Annotated in this window: 18 protein-coding genes; 13 read left to right on the forward strand and 5 right to left on the reverse strand. The window is 67.5% G+C overall.

Going from position 1 to position 18,360, the window contains the following annotated elements:
- Positions 1 to 40: 40 nt before the first annotated feature.
- Entirely contained in the window at positions 41 to 1,342 is a 1,302-nt protein-coding gene (gene ugpB / locus B2P87_RS12165; RefSeq protein WP_141889083.1) for a sn-glycerol-3-phosphate ABC transporter substrate-binding protein UgpB, read from the reverse strand.
- 137 nt (positions 1,343 to 1,479) lie between these two features.
- Here ugpB and B2P87_RS12170 point away from each other — a divergent pair, with 137 nt between their 5' ends.
- Positions 1,480 to 2,397, forward strand: a complete 918-nt coding sequence (locus tag B2P87_RS12170) for a LysR substrate-binding domain-containing protein (RefSeq protein ID WP_141889084.1) — start codon at positions 1,480 to 1,482, stop codon at positions 2,395 to 2,397.
- 101 nt (positions 2,398 to 2,498) lie between these two features.
- On the opposite strand, the gene B2P87_RS12175 is transcribed toward B2P87_RS12170, so the two are convergent.
- A complete protein-coding gene (locus tag B2P87_RS12175; RefSeq protein ID WP_141889085.1) occupies positions 2,499 to 3,173 on the reverse strand; it encodes a GntR family transcriptional regulator in 675 nt (224 codons plus the stop codon).
- A gap of 107 nt (positions 3,174 to 3,280) precedes the next feature.
- Between B2P87_RS12175 and B2P87_RS12180 the strand changes: the two genes are divergently transcribed.
- From B2P87_RS12180 to B2P87_RS12235, 12 genes are all read left to right on the forward strand, one after another.
- Positions 3,281 to 3,883, forward strand: coding sequence for an amino acid synthesis family protein (locus B2P87_RS12180; RefSeq protein WP_141889086.1), 603 nt, complete (start codon positions 3,281 to 3,283; stop codon positions 3,881 to 3,883).
- Positions 3,855 to 4,658 carry an alpha/beta fold hydrolase gene (locus B2P87_RS12185; protein WP_141889087.1) on the forward strand — a complete coding sequence of 268 codons (804 nt, stop codon included), beginning with the start codon at positions 3,855 to 3,857 and terminating at the stop codon, positions 4,656 to 4,658. Before B2P87_RS12180 ends, B2P87_RS12185 begins: the two co-directional genes overlap by 29 nt.
- A complete protein-coding gene (locus tag B2P87_RS12190; protein WP_141889088.1) occupies positions 4,655 to 5,581 on the forward strand; it encodes a flavin reductase in 927 nt (308 codons plus the stop codon). The genes B2P87_RS12185 and B2P87_RS12190 overlap by 4 nt, the downstream gene beginning before the upstream one ends.
- Positions 5,578 to 6,615, forward strand: coding sequence for an LLM class flavin-dependent oxidoreductase (locus B2P87_RS12195; RefSeq protein ID WP_141889089.1), 1,038 nt, complete (start codon positions 5,578 to 5,580; stop codon positions 6,613 to 6,615). The genes B2P87_RS12190 and B2P87_RS12195 overlap by 4 nt, the downstream gene beginning before the upstream one ends.
- Positions 6,616 to 6,626: 11 nt before the next feature.
- Positions 6,627 to 8,090 (forward strand): aldehyde dehydrogenase, encoded by a 1,464-nt coding sequence (locus B2P87_RS12200; RefSeq protein ID WP_141889090.1) that lies wholly within the window; start codon positions 6,627 to 6,629, stop codon positions 8,088 to 8,090.
- Between the two features lie 190 nt (positions 8,091 to 8,280).
- Entirely contained in the window at positions 8,281 to 9,555 is a 1,275-nt protein-coding gene (locus tag B2P87_RS12205) for a flavin-containing monooxygenase (protein ID WP_141889091.1), read from the forward strand.
- A gap of 59 nt (positions 9,556 to 9,614) precedes the next feature.
- Positions 9,615 to 10,031, forward strand: coding sequence for a RidA family protein (locus tag B2P87_RS12210; RefSeq protein WP_141889092.1), 417 nt, complete (start codon positions 9,615 to 9,617; stop codon positions 10,029 to 10,031).
- A 121-nt stretch (positions 10,032 to 10,152) separates the two neighbouring features.
- Positions 10,153 to 10,827, forward strand: a complete 675-nt coding sequence (locus tag B2P87_RS12215; RefSeq protein ID WP_141889093.1) for a DUF1028 domain-containing protein — start codon at positions 10,153 to 10,155, stop codon at positions 10,825 to 10,827.
- Between the two features lie 132 nt (positions 10,828 to 10,959).
- Positions 10,960 to 11,898, forward strand: a complete 939-nt coding sequence (locus B2P87_RS12220; RefSeq protein ID WP_141889094.1) for a LysR family transcriptional regulator — start codon at positions 10,960 to 10,962, stop codon at positions 11,896 to 11,898.
- A 159-nt stretch (positions 11,899 to 12,057) separates the two neighbouring features.
- Positions 12,058 to 12,264, forward strand: coding sequence for a dodecin (locus tag B2P87_RS12225; RefSeq protein ID WP_058284809.1), 207 nt, complete (start codon positions 12,058 to 12,060; stop codon positions 12,262 to 12,264).
- Entirely contained in the window at positions 12,257 to 13,408 is a 1,152-nt protein-coding gene (gene argE / locus B2P87_RS12230) for an acetylornithine deacetylase (RefSeq protein WP_141889095.1), read from the forward strand. The genes B2P87_RS12225 and argE overlap by 8 nt, the downstream gene beginning before the upstream one ends.
- Before the next feature lie 296 nt (positions 13,409 to 13,704).
- A complete protein-coding gene (locus tag B2P87_RS12235; protein ID WP_141889096.1) occupies positions 13,705 to 14,607 on the forward strand; it encodes a complex I NDUFA9 subunit family protein in 903 nt (300 codons plus the stop codon).
- Between the two features lie 72 nt (positions 14,608 to 14,679).
- Here the strand turns inward: B2P87_RS12235 and B2P87_RS12240 are convergent, their stop codons facing one another.
- Genes B2P87_RS12240 through B2P87_RS12250 form a run of 3 tightly spaced genes read right to left on the reverse strand, consistent with a single transcriptional unit; the run spans position 14,680 to position 18,195 of the window.
- Positions 14,680 to 16,857, reverse strand: a complete 2,178-nt coding sequence (locus B2P87_RS12240) for a xanthine dehydrogenase family protein molybdopterin-binding subunit (RefSeq protein WP_141889097.1) — start codon at positions 16,855 to 16,857, stop codon at positions 14,680 to 14,682.
- 1 nt (position 16,858) lies between these two features.
- Positions 16,859 to 17,320, reverse strand: coding sequence for a (2Fe-2S)-binding protein (locus tag B2P87_RS12245; protein ID WP_141889098.1), 462 nt, complete (start codon positions 17,318 to 17,320; stop codon positions 16,859 to 16,861).
- Positions 17,321 to 17,355: 35 nt separating this feature from the next.
- Positions 17,356 to 18,195 (reverse strand): SDR family NAD(P)-dependent oxidoreductase, encoded by an 840-nt coding sequence (locus B2P87_RS12250; RefSeq protein ID WP_141889099.1) that lies wholly within the window; start codon positions 18,193 to 18,195, stop codon positions 17,356 to 17,358.
- Between the last annotated feature and the right edge of the window lie 165 nt (positions 18,196 to 18,360).

The raw sequence follows: 18,360 nt of genomic DNA on the forward strand, positions 1-18,360 counted from the left end.
GCCCGGGGGAGGGCGGCAGGGCCGGATGTGTCAGAGTGGTTTACTTCGCGGTGCGCTCGAACTTGCGCAGCAGGTCGTTGCCGCGCTCAACCGCCGCGTCCAGCGCCTCTTGCGCGGTTTTCTCGCCGCCCCACAGCGCTTCCAGCTCCTCGTTGATCACGTCGCGGACCTGCACGAAGTTGCCATAGCGCAGACCGCGGCTGTTGGCGGTGGGCGTGTTCAGGCTCAGCTGCGTGATCGCGGTGTCGGTGCCCGGGTTGCTGTCATAGAACCCCTGCTCCTTGGACAGCTCATAGGCGGCGGTGGTGATCGGCACGTACCCGGTCTCCTGATGCCACCAGGCCTGCACCTCGGGCGAGGACAGGTAGGTCAGGAACTTGGCGGTGCCTTTGTATTCCTCTTCCTCGTGGCCGGCCAGCACCCACAGGGTGGCGCCGCCGATGATCGAGTTCTGCGGCGCGTCGGCCACCTTGGTGTCCAGCGGCAGCATGGTCTGGCCGAATTCGAACCCGGCCTGATCCTTGATCGAGCCGTAATAGGCCGAGGAGTTCATCCACATGCCGCATTCGCCGTTGGTGAACAGCGGCAGGCTGTCGCCGCGGCGGCCGCCGTAGACGAACAGGCCGTCCTTGCCCATCGACGCGACATCATCCAGGCGCGCGGCCAGCTTGTCGTTGTTGAAGGTCAGTTCGGTGTCAAAGCCCGCAAAGCCGTTTTCCTGGGTGCCGGTGGGCAGGTTGTGCCAGGCCGAGAAGTTCTCGATCATCACCCAGGACTGCCATCCGAAGGACAGGCCGCATTTCATGCCGTTATCGACCAGCTTCTGCGCGGCGGTTTTCACCTCGTCCCAGGTCTCGGGCACCTCGGCGCCGGCCGCGTCCAGCGCGTCCTTGTTATACCACAGCACCGGGGTGGAGCTGTTGAACGGCATCGACAGCAGCTCGCCCTCGGGGGTTTCGTAGTAGGAGACCACGGCGGGCAGGAAGGCGTCGCCGTCAAACGGTTCGCCCGCGTCGTTCATCAGCTGCTCGACCGGGTAGATCGCGCCCTTGGCGGACATCATGGTGGCGGTGCCGACCTCGAAGACCTGCACAAGCTGCGGGTGTTCCTTGGCGCGGAAGGCGGCAATCGCCGCGGTCATCGTCTCGGTGTAGTTGCCCTTGTAAACCGGCACGACCTTGTAATCGTCCTGGGTGGCGTTGAAATCTTCGGCAATCTTGTTGACGCGCTCGCCATTGGTGCCGCCCATGGCGTGCCACCACTGAATTTCGGTTTCTGCAAATGCGGTGCTGCCGGCAACGGCCAGAACGGCCGAGGCGCAGAGCAAGGATTTAACGGACATAATCTTCTCTCCCAGTTTTGTTCTGCAAAAGCTTTTGTCCGGCCAAGGGAATAATTCAAGCAAAAGTTTTTTGACAAGAATCATAATATCATGTTATGCCGCCGCGTGTTCACCCCCAGCCGAAGGCCGCTAATCCCTTGAAATTCAGTCTCAGACAGCTGGAGGCCTTTCAGGCCGTGGCCCGCAGCGGCTCTGTCACCCGTGCGGCGGAGACGCTGGGAATCTCGCAGCCAGCCGCCAGCCGGCTGCTTTCGGATTTTTCAAAATCGGTGGCGGTGGAGCTGTTCACCCGCCAGGACGGTGTGCTGATTCCCACCAGCGAGGCGCGGTACCTGCTGTCCGAGGTGGGGCGCGTGTTCGACAGCCTGAACCACCTGGAAGAACTCAACCGCGACTTGACCGAGCGCACCGCCGGGCATCTGCGCATCGCCTGCCTGCCGGGCTTTGCCACGGCGCTTTTGCCCAAGCTGCTGGCCCGGTTCCTGGAGCACCGCCCGGGCGTGCGGCTGACGCTGGAGCCGGACCGGCCGGAGCGGATCCTGGAGTGGATCATCGGCGAGCAGTATGACTGCGGCATCACCGACGGCTTTGCCGCCCATCCGGCGGTGGAAAACATCGACATCCCGATGCGCACCGTCTGCGTGCTGCCCGAAGCGGATCCGCTGGCAGAACAGGATGTTATCACGCCCCGCGATCTGCGGGACCGCAAGATCATCCACACCCGGCGCGACAGCCCGTTTTACCGCAAGCTGCACAAGGCGTTTTCCGAAGACGGGGTGGAGCTGAACAGCTGGATCGAGGTGCGCCAGTTCTCCACCGCCTGCATCATCATCAGCCAGGGGCAGGGCGCTTCGGTGGTGAGCGCCTTGGACGCCGAGCAGTTCCGCGGCCAGGGGATTGCCATCGTGCCGTTTGCTCCGGAGCTGCACCACCGGCTGTCGATCCTGCGGCCGGTGTCGGGCAGCCGCTCGCTGCTGGCGCTGGATTTCCTGGACGCCTTTGTCGACAGCCTGAAACCCTTCCGCGCCGATCCGTCTCAGCCGCCGCGGATCTGAGGCTTAGCTGCCGGGGCAAGCGGCCCGCGGGCTGAAATCCGGCGCGGATTTCAGCCATGAAAAATCGATTTTTCATGGCCGATTTCCTCGCAGGAAATCGGTTACCCCTCTTTCAGCAGCCGCTCGGCAGTGTGTTTCGCGTCACTCAGATGCTGTTCAATGGCGGCCTGCGCGGCCTTGGCATCGCCTGATACGATGGCGGCGCAGATCTCCTGCATATGGGCGGGGCCGGGTTTCTGCCGCTCGGCAGTTGACAGCGTCACCGCCCGCAGCCGGCTGATGCGGCCGTTCAGACGCTGGGCGATCTCCCAGGCGACCGTGTGGCCGGCGCCGGCAAAGATGATCCGGTAAAACTCCGTCGTGGCGCGCAGCATCGGGCCGGGCACGCCTGCCGCCACCGCCTCTTGCAGCTCCAGCAGCGCGGCCTTCAGCTGCTCCGCCAGCGCTGGCGTGATGTTCCTGGCGCATTCGGTGGCGGCGGCGGTCTCCAGCATCTGGCGGATGTCGTAGATCTGCCGCGCGTCCTCACAGCTGAGCTGCGCCACGATCGGCCCCTTGCCGGGCAGGATCTCCACCAGACCCTCCGCCTCCAGATAGCGGATGGTTTCGCGCACCACGGTGCGGCTGACGCCAAGCTGGTCGCACAGGGGCCGCTCCACCAGACGCGCGCCGGGGGCAAACTGGCCGGAGATGATCGCCTCGCGCATCCGCTCCTGCACGATGTCGCGCAGGGTCTGCGGGGGGTGGTCGATCTTGCTCATAACGGGACTGGTCATGGGACCTCCGATAGCAACAGGGGCAGGTCGGAACAAGGCTGCATTGACATACTGTATGATGGTATACCATATTACGGCAACTGGAATCAGACAGGAAAGACCCGCCCATGCCCGCCGAGATCCGCAAGACGCTGCTGCATGTCGAAGAGACCCTGATCGAGGGCGGCAAACCAGCTGAGACCCCGCTGAAAATGATTGCCGCGGTGGCGGTGATCAAAAACCCCTGGGCGGGGCAGGGGTTTGTCGAGGATCTGCGCCCGGCCATCCACGACTGCGCGCCGGGTCTGGGGGCCAGGCTGACCGCGATGATCCTGGAGGCCGCTGGCGGCGGCGGCAAGGTTGAGGGCTACGGCAAATCCGCCATTGTCGGTGTGAATGGCGAGGTGGAGCATGCCTCTGCCCTGATCCACACGCTGCGCTTCGGCAACCACTTCCGCGAGGCGGTGGGCGCGAAATCCTACCTCGCCTTCACCAACACCCGCGGGCCGGCCAATGCCTCGCTGCAGATCCCGCTGATGGACAAGAACGACGGCGGGCGGCGCAGCCATTACCTGACCATCCAGCTGTCGGTGGCCGATGCGCCCGGCCCGGATGAGATCGTGATCGCGCTTGGCGCCTCCATCGGCGGGCGGCCGCATCACCGTATCGGCGACCGCTATCAGGACCTGAAGGAACTGGGCCATGACGCCGACAACCCTGCCGCTGTCTGAGCCTTACGGCACCGTCACCTGCCAGCGGGCGGGGCGTGGCGATCCGCTGGTGCTGATCCACGGGGTTGGCATGCAGGCGGCGGCCTGGGGGCCGCAGATTGAGGCGCTCTCGAACTCTCACGAAGTAATCGCGCTGGACATGCCCGGCCACGGCGGCAGCGCGCCGCTGCCGGAGGGCGCGGAGCTGCCGGACTATGTGGCCTGGCTGCATGAAGTTCTGACGGCGCTGGACCTGGGGCCGGTGTCGCTGGCGGGCCATTCCATGGGGGCGCTGATTGCCGGCGGCTATGCGGTCTGCCATCCTCAGAATGCGGCCCGCGTAGCGCTGCTGAACGGGGTGTTCCGCCGCTCAGCCGGGGCACGGGCTGCGGTGGAGGCGCGCGCCGCCGAAATCCGCGCGGGCAGCTTTGATCTGGAAACGCCGCTGGCGCGGTGGTTCGGGGAGAGCGCCGCAGACCAAGCGGCGCGGGTGAAAGTTGCCGGATGGCTGTCGGCTGTGAACCTTGCAGGCTACGCGGCCGCTTACACTGCCTTTGCCCGCGGCGACAGCACCTATGCGGACGGCTTCGGCGGCATCCGCTGCCCGCTCTTGGCGCTGACCGGCGATGGCGACCCGAACTCGACACCGGAAATGGCCGAGGCGATGGCACAGGCCGCGCCGCGGGGCAGGGCGGTTGTCATCGAAGGCCACCGGCATATGGTCAACCTGACCGCGCCCGCAGAAGTCAACGCGGCCCTGCGGGACTGGCTGAACGAGGAGGAGGAGCCGTCATGAGCGACCTTGACCCGAGATCCTTACGCAATGCCTTTGGCACCTTCATGACCGGCGTCACCGTGGTGACAGCGCATGATCCGGACGGAAACCCCATCGGCTTTACCGCCAATTCCTTCACCTCTGTCTCGCTGGACCCGCCGCTGGTGCTGGTCTGCATCGCCAATTCCTCCAGCAACTATGCCGCGTTCGAACAGGCCGCAGGCTTTGCCGTCAATGTGCTGGCGGAGGATCAGAAGGATGTCTCCAACACCTTCGCCCGCCCCGTGGAGGACCGCTTTGCTGCCGTGAGCTGGCAAAAGGGACCGCAGGGCAGCCCAGTGTTCGCGGGCGTTTCCGCCTGGTTCGACTGTTCCATGCACAACCGGGTGGAGGCGGGCGACCATCTGATCCTGATCGGCCGGGTCGAGGCGTTTGAGACCTCGCCCGCGCCGGGGCTGGGATATGCCCGCGGCGCCTATGTGACGGCGGCGGCAGAGGCGGAGGCGCTGAGCCAGGGGGCCAAGCTGATCGTCTCGGCCTTGATCGAGCATGAGGGCAAGGTGCTGCTCATGGGCAACGGCCAGGGCAAGCTGACGCTGCCGGAAACCCGGGTCGGCAAGGAGGGCGCCTCAGCCGCGCTTGCCCGGCTGATCGCGGAAACCGGCGTCGCGGCGGAGCCGGGGTTCATCTATTCCGTCTTCGAGGACAAGGCGCGCGAACATCAGCACATCTCGTTCCTGTGCCAGTCGGCCGGCGGCACACCGGCCAAGGGGGTCTTCACGGCGCTGACCCAATCCACGCTGATGGACATCGCCGATGCGGCGGTCTGCACCATGCTGGAACGGTTCGCCAGTGAAAGCCGGATGGGCAATTTCGGGGTGTATTACGGCAATCAGACCAGCGGGCAGGTTCGGCCCGTTGCCACAGGGAGCAAGGGCGCATGAAGTTTTCCCTCTTTGCGCATATGGAGCGGATTTCCGCGGCGGACGACCAGAAGCAGCTCTATGACGAATTCATCCAGCTGTGCAAAATCGCCGATGACGGCGGGATGCACGCGGTCTGGACGGGTGAGCATCACGGGATGAACTTCACCATCTCGCCGAACCCGTTCCTGAACCTCATCGACGTGGCGCGGCACACCCGGAACGTGCGGCTGGGGACGGGGACGGTGATTGCGCCGTTCTGGCATCCGATCCGGCTGGCGGGCGAGGCGGCGATGACCGACATCATCACCAATGGCCGCCTGGATCTGGGCATCGCGCGCGGCGCCTATTCGTTCGAATACGAGCGGATGATGCCCGGCATGGACGCCTGGGAAGCAGGCCAGCGGATGCGGGAGCTGATCCCGGCGGTGCAGGGCCTGTGGCAGGGCGATTACGCGCAGGAGGGGGAGTTCCACTCCTTCCCCAAGGCGACCTCTTCGCCCAAGCCGCTGCAGGAAAACGGCCCGCCGGTCTGGGTGGCGGCGCGCGATCCCAACAGCCACGAGTTCGCCGTGGCCAACGGCTGCAATGTGCAGGTGACACCGTTGTGGAAAGGCGACGAGGAGATTGCCGACCTGATGGGCAAGTTCAACGACGCCTGCGCCAAGCATAGTGACGTGCCGCGGCCCAGGATCATGCTGTTGCAGCACACCTATGTGGCGGACAGCGCCGCGGACGTGAAACGCGGGGCGGAGGAACTCAACCGCTTCTACTGCTACTTCGGCGCATGGTTCATGAACCAGCGGGACGTGTCGCAGGGCCTGATCGACCCGCTTTCAGATGAGGAAATCGCAGCCCATCCGTTCTACTCGCCCGAGGCGATGGAGCGCGATCTGGTGATCGGCGAACCGGCGGCGGTGATCGAGCGGCTGAAGAAATACGAGGCGCTGGGGTATGATGAATATTCGTTCTGGATCGACTCCAGCATGAGTTTCGAACGCAAGAAAGCCTCGCTAGAGCGGTTCATCGCGCAAGTGATGCCGGCGTTTCAATAAGGGAGCGGCAGATGCAGACCTTCCAGCAGTATATTGGCGGGGCGTTTGAGGACGCAGGCGAGACCTTTGCCAGCCTCGATCCGGCCACCGGCAAAGCCTGGGCACGGATGCCAAGCGCTTCGGCGGCGGATGTGGACCGGGCGGTTCGGGCCGCGGAGACTGCATTCTTCTCACCCGAGTGGGCGGGCATGAGTGCCACCCAGCGCGGCAAGCTCCTGCTGCGGCTGGCGGATCTGGTGGCGGAAAACGCGCCCCGGCTGGCGGAGCTGGAAACCCGCGACACCGGCAAGATCATTCGCGAAACCTCGGCCCAGATCGCCTATGTGGCGGACTACTACCGCTATTACGCAGGGCTGGCGGACAAGATCGAGGGCGCGCATCTGCCGATCGACAAGCCGGACATGGAGGTCTGGCTGCGGCGCGAGCCGGTGGGGGTGGTGGCCGCCATCGTGCCGTGGAATTCGCAGCTGTTCCTGTCGGCGGTGAAAATCGGCCCGGCGCTGGCGGCGGGCTGCACGGTGGTGTTGAAAGCGTCTGAGGACGGTCCCGCGCCGATGCTGGAATTTGCCCGGATCTTTGATCAGGCGGGCTTTCCGCCCGGCGTGCTGAACGTGATCACCGGCGGGCCGGAGGCGGGGGCGGCGCTGACCCGCCACGCCTCGGTCGCGCATGTCGCTTTCACCGGCGGACCGGAGACCGCACGCCATATTGTGCGCAATTCTGCGGAAAACCTCGCCTCCACCTCGCTGGAGCTGGGCGGCAAGTCGCCCTTCATCGTGTTCGACGACGCCGATCTGGAAAGCGCGGTGAATGCGCAGGTGTCGGGGATCTTTGCCGCCACCGGGCAAAGCTGCGTTGCCGGATCGCGGCTGGTGATCCAGAGGGGCATCAAGGATGCGTTTCTGAAGCGGCTGAAGGAAAAGGCCGAAGCGGTGGTCATCGGCGCGCCGGATGACATGGCGACCGAAGTAGGGCCGCTTTGTACCCTCAAACAGCGCGGCCATGCGCTGCGGCTGATCGCGGCGTCGGTCGAGGCGGGTGCGAAGCTGATCACCGGCGGCACCGTGCCGGAGGGGGAGGGGTTCTATTTCCCGCCCACGGTGCTGGACTGCTCTGACGCGCCGGGGGCGCCCTGCCTCAGCACCGAATTTTTTGGTCCCGTCCTGTCTGTTGTGGAGTTCGGCACCGAGGCGGAGGCGGTGGAGATTGCCAACAGCACTGCCTTCGGCCTCGCCTCGGGCGTGTTCACCCAGAACCTGACCCGGGCGCACCGGATGATCCGGGGCATCCGGGCCGGGATTGTCTGGGTCAACACCTACCGCGCGGTCAGCCCGGTTGCGCCCTTTGGCGGCCACGGGCTGTCCGGCCACGGGCGCGAGGGCGGGCTGCAGGCGGCGCTGGATTACACCAGGGTGAAGACGGTCTGGCTGCGCACCAGCGATGAGGTGATCCCGGACCCCTTTGTGATGCGCTGACGGCCGTGCGCCGGGGCGGGCTGTGCTGCGGATGTCCCGCAAGGCCCTGAACGCAGCGAAAACTCCTTGCTTAGCCTCAAGCGAAGCAGCGGTTCGCCATGCACTTCTTTGCCTTGGCCCTGTGATGTGGAAATGCTGCCGGGACAGCGCGGCGGGGCAGCAGCCCGCGCGGGATCGCAGGGGGGCGGATATGGCGGCAGAAACGGTTGACACGCTGGTGGTTGGCGCAGGCCAGGCGGGCATCGCCATGAGCGAGCATCTGAGCCGCAACGGCGTGCCGCATCTGGTGCTGGAAAAGAACCGCGTCGCCGAGGCCTGGCGGACCGGCCGCTGGGATTCCCTGGTCGCCAACGGACCGGCCTGGCATGACCGCTTTCCCAATCTCGAATTCACCGGCACCGGCCCGGAGGCGTTTGCGGGCAAGGACCGGGTGGCAGAGTATTTTGCCGAATATGCCGAACGCATCAGCGCGCCGGTCCGCACCGGGGTGGAGGTGCTGAAGGCAGAACGCCTCGACGGCTGCGGCAGGTTCCGGGTGGAGACCTCGGACGGGGTGATCGAGGCGCAGCGCATCGTCGCCGCCACTGGCGCCTTTCAGCACCCGGTGATCCCGCCGCTGGTGCCGCAGGCGGCGGGCGTGCATCAGCTGCACTCCTTCCGCTACCGCAACCCCGGGCAATTGCCGGACGGCGCGGTGCTGGTGGTGGGGGCGGGTTCCTCCGGCGCGCAGATCGCCGATGAGCTGAACCGCGCGGGCCGCAAGGTCTATCTGTCGGTGGGGCCGCACGACCGGCCGCCGCGGCGGTACCGCGGCCGCGATTATGTCTGGTGGCTGGGGGTGCTGGGCCTGTGGGACGTGGCGGCGCAGGACCCGGGCAGGCAGCACGTGACGATCTCCGTCAGCGGCGCCTATGGCGGGCGGACGATGGATTTCCGCCGTCTGGCGGGCGAGGGCGTGACCCTCTTGGGGATGACCGAAGCCTTTGAGGGCGGGGTGCTGGCCTTTGCGGGCGACCTGCAGCAGAACATCGCCAATGGCGATGCCGATTACCTGAAGATCCTCGACCGCGCCGATGCCTATGCGGCGCGCAACGGCCTTGATCTGCCGGAGGAGCCGCAGGCGCGCGCGGCCTTCCCCGACCCGGAGTGCCTGACCCGCCCGCTGCGCACGCTGGACCTGGAGGCGCAGGGCATCACTACTATTCTCTGGGCGACCGGCTTCCGGCAGGATTTCTCCTGGCTGAAGGCGGATGCGTTTGACGATCAGGGCCGCCCGCAGCACCAGCGCGGGGTGTCGCGCGCGCCGGGGGTTTATTTCCTGGGCCTGCCCTGGCAGTCGCGGCGCGGCTCGACCTTTATCTGGGGCGTCTGGCATGATGCCAGCCATGTGGCGGACCAGATCGCCATCCAGCGCCACTATGAAAGCTACCGCGGCCCTGCCGGGCGCGGCGCGGAGCAGGCCTGAGGGCGGATTGCGCCCCAGCCGCCGCACCCGCCCGCCCGCCGTCATGACAGGAGAACACCATGGCCCATACCCGCATCCGCAAGTTCAACACCAGGGACACCTACCCGGAACAGAACCTGGACAACGACCTGTGCCAGGCGGTTGTGACCTATGGCGGCAAGACCGTCTATCTGCGCGGCCAGTGCCCGCAGAACCTCGATGATGCGAGGAATATCGGCAGCCACGATCCGGCGGAGCAGACCCATAAGGTGATGCAGAACATCCGGCAGCTGATCGGGGAGGCCGGCGGCTCGATGGAGCATCTGGTGAAGGTCGTGGTCTATATCACCGACGTGCGCCACCGCGAGGCGGTCTACCGCACCATGGGCGAATATATCAAAGGGGTGTATCCGGTGAGCACCGGGCTGGTGGTGCAGGCGCTGGCGCGGCCCGAGTGGCTGGTGGAGATCGATGCCACGGCGGTCATTCCGGACTAATCCGGAAGCGCGAAGGGGGCTGTCTGCCCCCTCTTGAGCCTGCGGCTCAATTCACCCCCGAGGATATTTCCGGCCAGATGAAGAACGGATCATCTCCAGCGGCTGGTGAGGAGGAGAGACGATGACATTTTCGCTTGTGGCGCGCTGTGCGGACAGCGGCATGTTCGGGGTGGCGATCGCGTCGTCGTCGCCAGCGGTGGCGGCGCGCTGTTCCTTTGCCCGGGCGGGCACCGGCGCGGCGGCCAGCCAGAACGTGACCGACCCCAGCCTCGGGCCCTTGGCGCTGGACCTGATGGGACAGGGCCTGAGCGCGGCTGAGGCCCTGCAGGAAGTGCAGCGGCGCGGCAGCTTCATGGAATACCGGCAGGTGCTGGTGGTGGACAGCGCAGGCGGCACCGCCATTCATTCCGGGGCGAACGCGCTGGGGATCTGGGCGCAGGCAGAGGGCCGGGACGTGGCCTCGGGCGGCAATCTTTTGGCCAATGACGGGGTGTGCCAGGCGATCGTGGAGGGGTTTCAGGCGGCTGAAGGGCATCTGGGCGGCCGGCTGATTGCGGCCTTGCGCGCCGGGCTGGCGGCGGGCGGCGAGGCCGGGCCGGTGCATTCGGCGGGCCTGAAGCTGGTCGGCAAGGTGAGCTGGCCGGTGGCCGACCTGCGCTGCGACTGGAGCGAGGACTGCCCGGTGGAGGCGGTCGCCGCCGCCTGGGATATCTACAGCCCGCAGCTGGACGCCTATGTGCAGCGCGCGCTCGACCCGCGGGCGGCCCCGTCCTACGGCGTGCCCGGCGACGAGTGACCGGCGGCGGGGGCGGGGCTGTGCGGGCGCGCGCGGCCCCTGTCCTTGCCCCTGCCGCGGACGTAGACTGCGCTGAAAACCGCCCGGATCAAGGATGCGCCCTGATCCGCCCAGCCCCGGGAGAGCCTGCCCTTGCCTGTCAGATACACGCTGCGCCAGCTGGAGTATTTCGCCGCCGTGGGGGAAGCGGGGTCTATCGCGCTGGCCTCGGAGAAGGTGAACGTGTCCTCGCCCTCGATCTCGGCGGCGATTGCGCAGCTGGAACAGGAATTCGGGGTGCCGCTGTTTGTCCGCCGCCACGCGCAGGGGCTGGCGCTGACGCAGGCGGGGCGGGTGATGCTGGCGCAGGCCCGCTGCGTGCTGCGCGAGGCCGCCCGCATGGCCGAAATCGCAGACGGCATCTGCGGCCAGGTGCGCGGGCCGCTGGCGGTCGGCTGCCTGCTGACCTTTGCCCAGGTGGTGCTGCCTGCGGTGCGGCGCAGCTTCGAGGACCGTTACGGCGAGGTGGCCGTGCGCCAGATCGAGCTGGATCAGGCGGCGATCTTCAGCGGCCTCCGGCGGGCGGAGCTGGACATCGCGCTGACCTACGACCTGGATATTCCGGCCGATCTGCGCTTCATCCCGCTGGCGGAGCTGCCGCCCTATGCGCTGGCGGGCGAAGGCCATCCGCTGGCGGATCTGCCGGAGGTCACGGTGGAGGCGCTCTGCGCGCATCCGATGGTGCTGCTGGATCTGCCGTTCAGCGCGGATTATTTCCTGTCGTTCTTCCAGCAGGCCGGGATCACGCCCAACGTGGCGGAGCGCACCCGCGACATGGCGGTGATGCGCAGCCTGGTGGCCAATGGCTATGGCTATTCGATTGCCAATATCCGCCCGGTCAACGACCGGTCGCCGGATGGCAAACCGCTGAGGTTCATCCCGCTGAAGGGGGATCTGCGCCCGATGCGGATGGGGCTGCTGATGGCACCGGATGCGGAGCAGTCGAGCACCATCCGCGCCTTTGCCGGTCACTGCGCGGAGCTGGTGACGGACGGCGCGCTGCCGGGTCTGGCCGCGCCGCCGCCGCGATAGGCCGCAGCACGGGGGCATCCGCGGGGCCTTTGAGGCGGAATGGCTGGACGCAGGCAGCAAATCCGTCACACTGGCTGGCGCTGAACGGGCCGGCACCGGCGGCGCGCCGCAGGTGCCGCGCGCCATTGCCGGGCTGGCCGCAGAGTGAGGAGAAACGTGATGAGTGACGCAATTTACAAGACGGTTGACGTGGTGGGCAGCTCCGCCAGCAGCATCGAGGATGCGGTGAGCGGCGCGATTGCCCGGGCCGCCAAGACCATCGACCACATCAGCTGGTTCGAGGTCGGCGAGATCCGCGGCCATGTCGAGGACGGCAAGGTCGCGCACTATCAGGTCGCGCTGAAGATCGGGTTCCGGCTTGACTGACCTTGCCGGGACGCTGGAGATCCTGGAGCGGCTGACCGCCTTTGACACGGTCAGCCGCAACTCCAACCTGGACCTGGCCGCCTATGCGCAGGATGTTCTGACGGGGCATGGCTTTCGGGTGACGCGCCTGCCGTCGCCCTGCGGCCGCAAGACCGGGCTTTATGCCGAAACCGGCCCGGCGGGGGCGGGGGTTCTGCTGTCGGCGCATACCGATGTGGTGCCCGTGGACGGGCAGGCGTGGAGCCGCGATCCCTTCCGCCTGACCCGTGAGGGCGCGCGCGTCTATGGCCGCGGCACCACCGACATGAAGGGCTATGCCGCGAGCGTGCTGGCGCTGGCCGGGCGGGCGGCGGCGGCTGAGCTGAAGGCGCCGCTGAAGATCGTGCTGTCCTATGACGAGGAGATCGGCTGCGTTGGCATTCAGCAGATGCTGGACCGGCTGGCGCCGCTGGCGGGCCGCCCGCGCGCCTGTTTCGTGGGCGAGCCGACGCAGATGCAGGTGGCCACAGGCCACAAGGGCAAGGCCGCGTTGCGGGCCGTCTGCCGCGGCCGGAGCGGCCATTCGGCGCTGGCGCCGCAATTCACCAACGCCTTGCATCTGGCGGCGGATTTCCTGGCGGAACTGCGCGCGCTGCAGGCGGACTTCGCCGCCCATGGCGCGCGGGATGCGGCCTATGATGTGCCTTACACCACGGTTCATGCCGGGACGCTCTCTGGCGGCAGTGCGCTCAACATCGTGCCGGACCGGGCTGAGCTGGCGTTTGAATACCGCCATCTGCCCGCCGACCGGCCCGAGGACATAATGGCCCGCATCCGGGCGGCGGCGGACCGGGTCTCTGCCCGCTACCCGGCGCCGGAGGCCTGCATCGAGGTGGCGCTGGACAGCGCCTATCCCGGCCTCGGCACGCCGCCGGACAGCCCGGTTGCGGTCTATGCCCGCACCCTGGCCCGCAGCCCCGGCTGCACCAAGGTGGCGTTTGGCACCGAGGCCGGGGTCTTTGACCGGCTGGGCATTCCAACTGTGGTCTGCGGCCCGGGGTCGATGGCGGGGCAGGGGCACCAGCCGGACGAGTATCTGGAGCTGAGCCAGCTGGCCACCTGCGATGCGATGATGGACCGGATCCTGGAGGATCTGACGGTCTGAGGCCGGTGCCCGGGCAGCCCGCCCTGACCGCGCGGCAGCCTGGCGGGGTGCCTAAAATTTTACCGGAGTTGTCAGCTGACAATTTGCCGCCGCCTGCCGCGCCGCGTGCGGGCTGGCGATGGCGCTGGGGCGGCGCATTTGCTGGCGCCGGTGGCGCGGGCGGGCGGCCGCGCTATGTGGTAGCGCTGCGATGGAATGGTCCGCCGGGCGGTTGCTGCCGGGCGGGCAGGCCTGGGGCGGACCCGGGCCGGGAAAGGCCTGCGCCGCTGACGCAGGCTTACGCGGGGCTATGCGCCATGAAGACCAGCGAGCGGAATGTGATCGTGCTTGGCGGCACCGGGTTTCTGGGCCAGCGGGTGGTGCGCCGGCTGCAGGACCGCGGCTGCCCGGTCAGCGCCGGAACACGGTTTCCGGAGGCCGCGGCCTCTTACCCCGGCAGCTGGGACCGCGGGGTCCGGCTGGTGGGGATGGATCTGGCGGACCCGGACACCCTGGCCCGGGCGCTGGAGGGCGCCGCTGCCGTGGTCAATTGCATCGGCTTTTACGCCGAGACCCGCCAGCAGAGCTTTCAGGACGTTCATGCCGAGGGCGCCCGCCGGATCGCCCGGCTGGCGCGGAACGGCGGGGTGCAGCGGCTGGTCCATATCTCCGGCATCGGCGCCAGCTTGCAATCGCCCTCGGCCTATGTGCGCGCCCGGGCCGAGGGCGAGGCCGCCGTGCGCAGCGTCTTTCCGGGCGCCGTCATCCTGCGGCCCAGCGTGATGTTCAGCCGCAGCGGCGCCTTTTTCGGCGACCTGCAGAAGATCGTCGCCCGCCTGCCGGTGATCCCGCTGTTCGGCAGCGGGCGCACGCGGCTGCAGCCGGTCTGGGCGGGCGATGTGGCAGAGGCGGTCTGCCGCCTCCTGGATGGCGCGCGGGCGCCGCGCAAGGTGTTTGAGCTGGGCGGGCCGGATGTGTTCACCTACCGGGAAATCCTGCGGCGGCTGGCGGTGCTGTCGGGACGCCGCCGCCTGCTGCTGCCGGTGCCCTTTGCGCTATGGCGGGCGGGGGCGGTGCCGCTGTCGCTGCTGCCGCAGCCGCCGGTGACGCGGGCGCAGATCGCCCTGATGGAACACGACAACACGGTGGGCGAGGGAATGGCGGGGTTTGCCGATCTCGGCATCACCCCGCAGTCCGCCATCGCCATGGGTCTGGTTTGACGCGGGGTTGTTAAGCCCTTGTACTAAAAAGGATTTCCCCGCACCGGATCCCTTGCCCGGCGCGGGGCAGGCTCAGGCGAAGCTGACTCCGTTCAGGACCATCGGCAGCTCTGTCACCCGCGGGCCGTCCGCCGCGATGGCATTGGCCAGCGCCGGGGCCGCGGGCGGGGTGCCGGGTTCGCCAACCCCCGTGGGCATTTCGGCAGAGGGCACGATATGCACCTCGATGGCACCGATGTCGCCGATCCGCAGCGGCTCGTAATCCGGGAAGTTGGACTGGTCCACCACGCCTTCGGTCAGGGTGATCTGGTTGCGCATCGCATGGCCCAGGCCATAGCCGATGCCGCCCTCCATCTGCGCCTTGATCACATCCGGGTTGACCGCGATGCCGCAATCCACCGCGCAGGTGACTTTCTCGATCTTCACCCCGTCCCCGGCGTTGCCGGAGACCTCCACCACCTCGGCCACATAGCTGCCAAAGCTCTTGTGGACAGCGATGCCCTGGCTGCGGCCTTCCGGCGCGCTGCCCCAGCCGGCCTTCTCCGCGGCCAGTTTCAGCACCCCGGCCAGCCGCTGCTGATCGGCGCCGCCGCCCTCCAGCAGGGCCAGGCGGAAGTCCACCGGATCGCGGCCTGAGGCGCGGGCGGCTTCGTCCATCATCACCTCCATCACATAGGCCGTGTGGGTGTGCCCGACCGAGCGCCACCACAGCACCGGGGTGGCCTTGGCCACGTCGCTGAGGCCGGTGAACTGCGCCGGGATCCTGTAGGGGGTGTCCGCCGCGCCCTCGACCGAGCTGTGATCGACGCCGCCGTGCACCATCATGCTCTCAAACGCGGTGCCTTTCAGGATCGACTGCGCGGCGATGCGGTGGTCCCAGCCGGTGATATTGCCCTCCGCGTCCAGACCAACCCGCACCCGGTGCGCCACCGCGGGGCGGTAATAGCCGCCGGTGATGTCATCCTCGCGCGACCAGACCAGTTTCACCGGGCGGGTGCGGTCGGTCAGGGCAAAGGCCAGCGCCGCCTCCACCTGGTAATCGGCCGTCGGCGTGGCGCGGCGGCCGAAGGAGCCGCCGGCGAACATCGTGTTGATGCGCACCTTGTCCATCGGCAGCTGGAAGATTTGCGCCAGTGCCATATGCGGCCCGCTGGGGAACTGGCAGCCGTCGTGCAGAGTGACGCCGCCGTCCGCGTCGGCCTCGATCGTGCAGGTGAGCGGCTCCATCGGCGCGTGCGCCAGCAGCGGGAAGTAGAAGGTCTGCTCCACCACCTGCGCCGCGCCCTTGATCTGCTCCGTGGTGGCGGCGTGGTCCGCGCCGGTCACGTTGAATTCCGGCTCGGCGTACACCGCGGCCAGCAGTTCCTCGCGGATCTGGTCCGAGCTGCGGTGTTCGGCGTTTGAAAAATCCCAGTCCACGGTGATCGCGTCGCGGGCCTGGAACGCGGCCCAGGTGTTCTCGGCATAGACTGCGATGCCCGCCTGGTTGGGCAGGACGGCGGCGCGGATGTAGCCTTTGACCGCCATGGCGCCGGTATCGTCAAACCCGCTGGCAAGCCCGCCCATGCGCGGGCTGCGGAGGATCACGGCAACCATCTGCCCCGGCAGATGCAGGTCCATCGCAAACATCGCGGTGCCATTGGTCTTGGGCAGCGAGTCCTTCCGCTTCACCTGCGGGTTGCCGATCAGGCGGAATGCGCTGGGGTCCTTCAGCCGCGGCTCTGCCGGGGCCTCCATCTGCGCGGCGGCGGCAACGAATTCCGCAATCGGCGCCGACTGGCCTGCGCCGGTGATGATGCCGTCCTCAAGGCTCAGCGCTGCGGCGTCTGCGCCCCAGGCTTCGGCGGCGGCCTTGATCAGCATTTCGCGCGCGGCGGCCCCGGCCTGGCGGTACTGCATGAAGGAATTGGCCATCGCGGTGGAGCCGCCGGTGCCCTGCATCTGCCCGAACGCCAGGTTGGCATAGCGCGCGGCATCGGAGGGGGCGAATTCGTAACGAATGTCCTCCATCGAAACGCCCAGCTCCTCGGCGATCAGGGTGGTGAGGCCGGTGGCCGGGCCCTGGCCCTTCTCGAAGTGCTTGATAATGGCGGTGACGGTGCCGTCGGCGCTGATCTTCACAAACGGGTTCAGCTGCGCAGGCGCGGCGCCGGCCGCCAGCGCGCCGTTCGGACGGACGCCGACATAGAGGACCGCGGCAGCGGCGGCGGCGGAGGCGAGGAAACCGCGGCGGGAGGTGGTGAGGGTCATATCAGGCCTCCATCATTTCGGATGCGCGCTGGATCGCGGCGCGGATGCGCTGGTAGGTGGCGCAGCGGCAGGCGTTGCCGTCCATGTAATCGTCGATCTCCTCAACCGTCGGCTTGGGGTTTTCGCTCAGCAGGCCCACGGCGGACATGATCTGGCCCGACTGGCAATAGCCGCATTGCACCACGTCCAGCTCCACCCAGGCGTCCTGCACGGCCTTGGACACCTTGGAGTCCAGCCCTTCGATGGTGGTGATCTCGGCGCCTTCGGCGTCCTCCACATAGGTCTGGCAGGAGCGCACGGGCTCGCCGTCCAGATGCACGGTGCAGGCGCCGCAGGCGGCCACGCCGCAGCCGAACTTGGTGCCGGTGAGCTTCAGCTCATCGCGGATCACCCACAGCAGCGGGGTGCCGGGTTCGGCCTCCACCTGATGCGTCTGGCCGTTGAGATTCAATGAAATTGCCATGGTTCTGGGGCCTCCCCTTGGCTGGAATGTACGGGTCAGGATTTTTCGAATGCGGCGAAGGCGTCCGCGTAATCGGGATGCCAGCGCGACAGGGCCGGGCGGTTTTCGAGGATGTCGCCCAGGGCCCAGGCGACCCGGCGCTGGTCGCGCTCGGGGGTCACGTCGTTGTCGGGGCAGAGGATATAGAAATCGCCCGCTGCCATGCGGGTCAGCAGATGGTCCACCGTCTGCCCGGAGGTCCAGGCGGCGGCGGGTTTTTCCGGCATGACGCTGGCGATCATGCCGGTATAGGTGAAGCCGGGCACGAACAGATGCGCGCTGATTGGCGCTTCCGCCTGGCGCAGATCGTGGGCCAGCATCTCCGTCAGCACCTTCACCCCCGCCTTGGAGACATTGTATCCCGGATTGCCCGGCGGTGTGGTGATGCCCTGTTTGGAGCCGGTGTTGACCACCGCCGCGGGGCGCGCGGCGGCGATCATCCGGGGCAGAAAGGCCTGCACGCCGTTCAGCACGCCAAACAGGTTCACCTCGATCATCGCGCGCCAGGCGTCCGGGTTTTCCCAGCTGCCGGAGAGGCGGGCGATGCCTGCGTTGTTCATCAGCACCGCCACGTCGCCCGCGTCGAAAGCGGCATCGGCCAGCGCCGCGAGCTCCTCCGGCTTGCTGACGTCCGTTGGAACCGCCAGCACCGGCGCGTTCGCCGCAGCGACGCTGCGCAAGCGCTCTGCCGCCTGCTCCAGCGCGTCGCCCGGCAGGTCGGCCAGCACCACCCCCAGCCCGGCCTGGGCAAAGCGTTCGGCGGCCGCAAATCCAACCCCGCTGGCACCGCCTGTCACCACCGCCAGGCCGCCTGCTGCAACTGCGTCTGTGTACATGAAATATCCTCCCGCAAGTGTTGTGCTGCCAGGGCTTGCCGCCGCCCCGGCTGTATTGGTTGCAGAAAAAGGTAGGGCGTGCGGGGCGGATTGCCGTGCCTGATCCTCCGGATGATCTGCCTGATCCTCCAGACCGCCGGGATTTGCGGTTCTGTTGCGGCTGCC

The organism is Leisingera sp. UBA4491 (assembly GCF_002388965.1).
Classification (GTDB): Bacteria; Pseudomonadota; Alphaproteobacteria; order Rhodobacterales; family Rhodobacteraceae; genus Leisingera; species Leisingera aquaemixtae.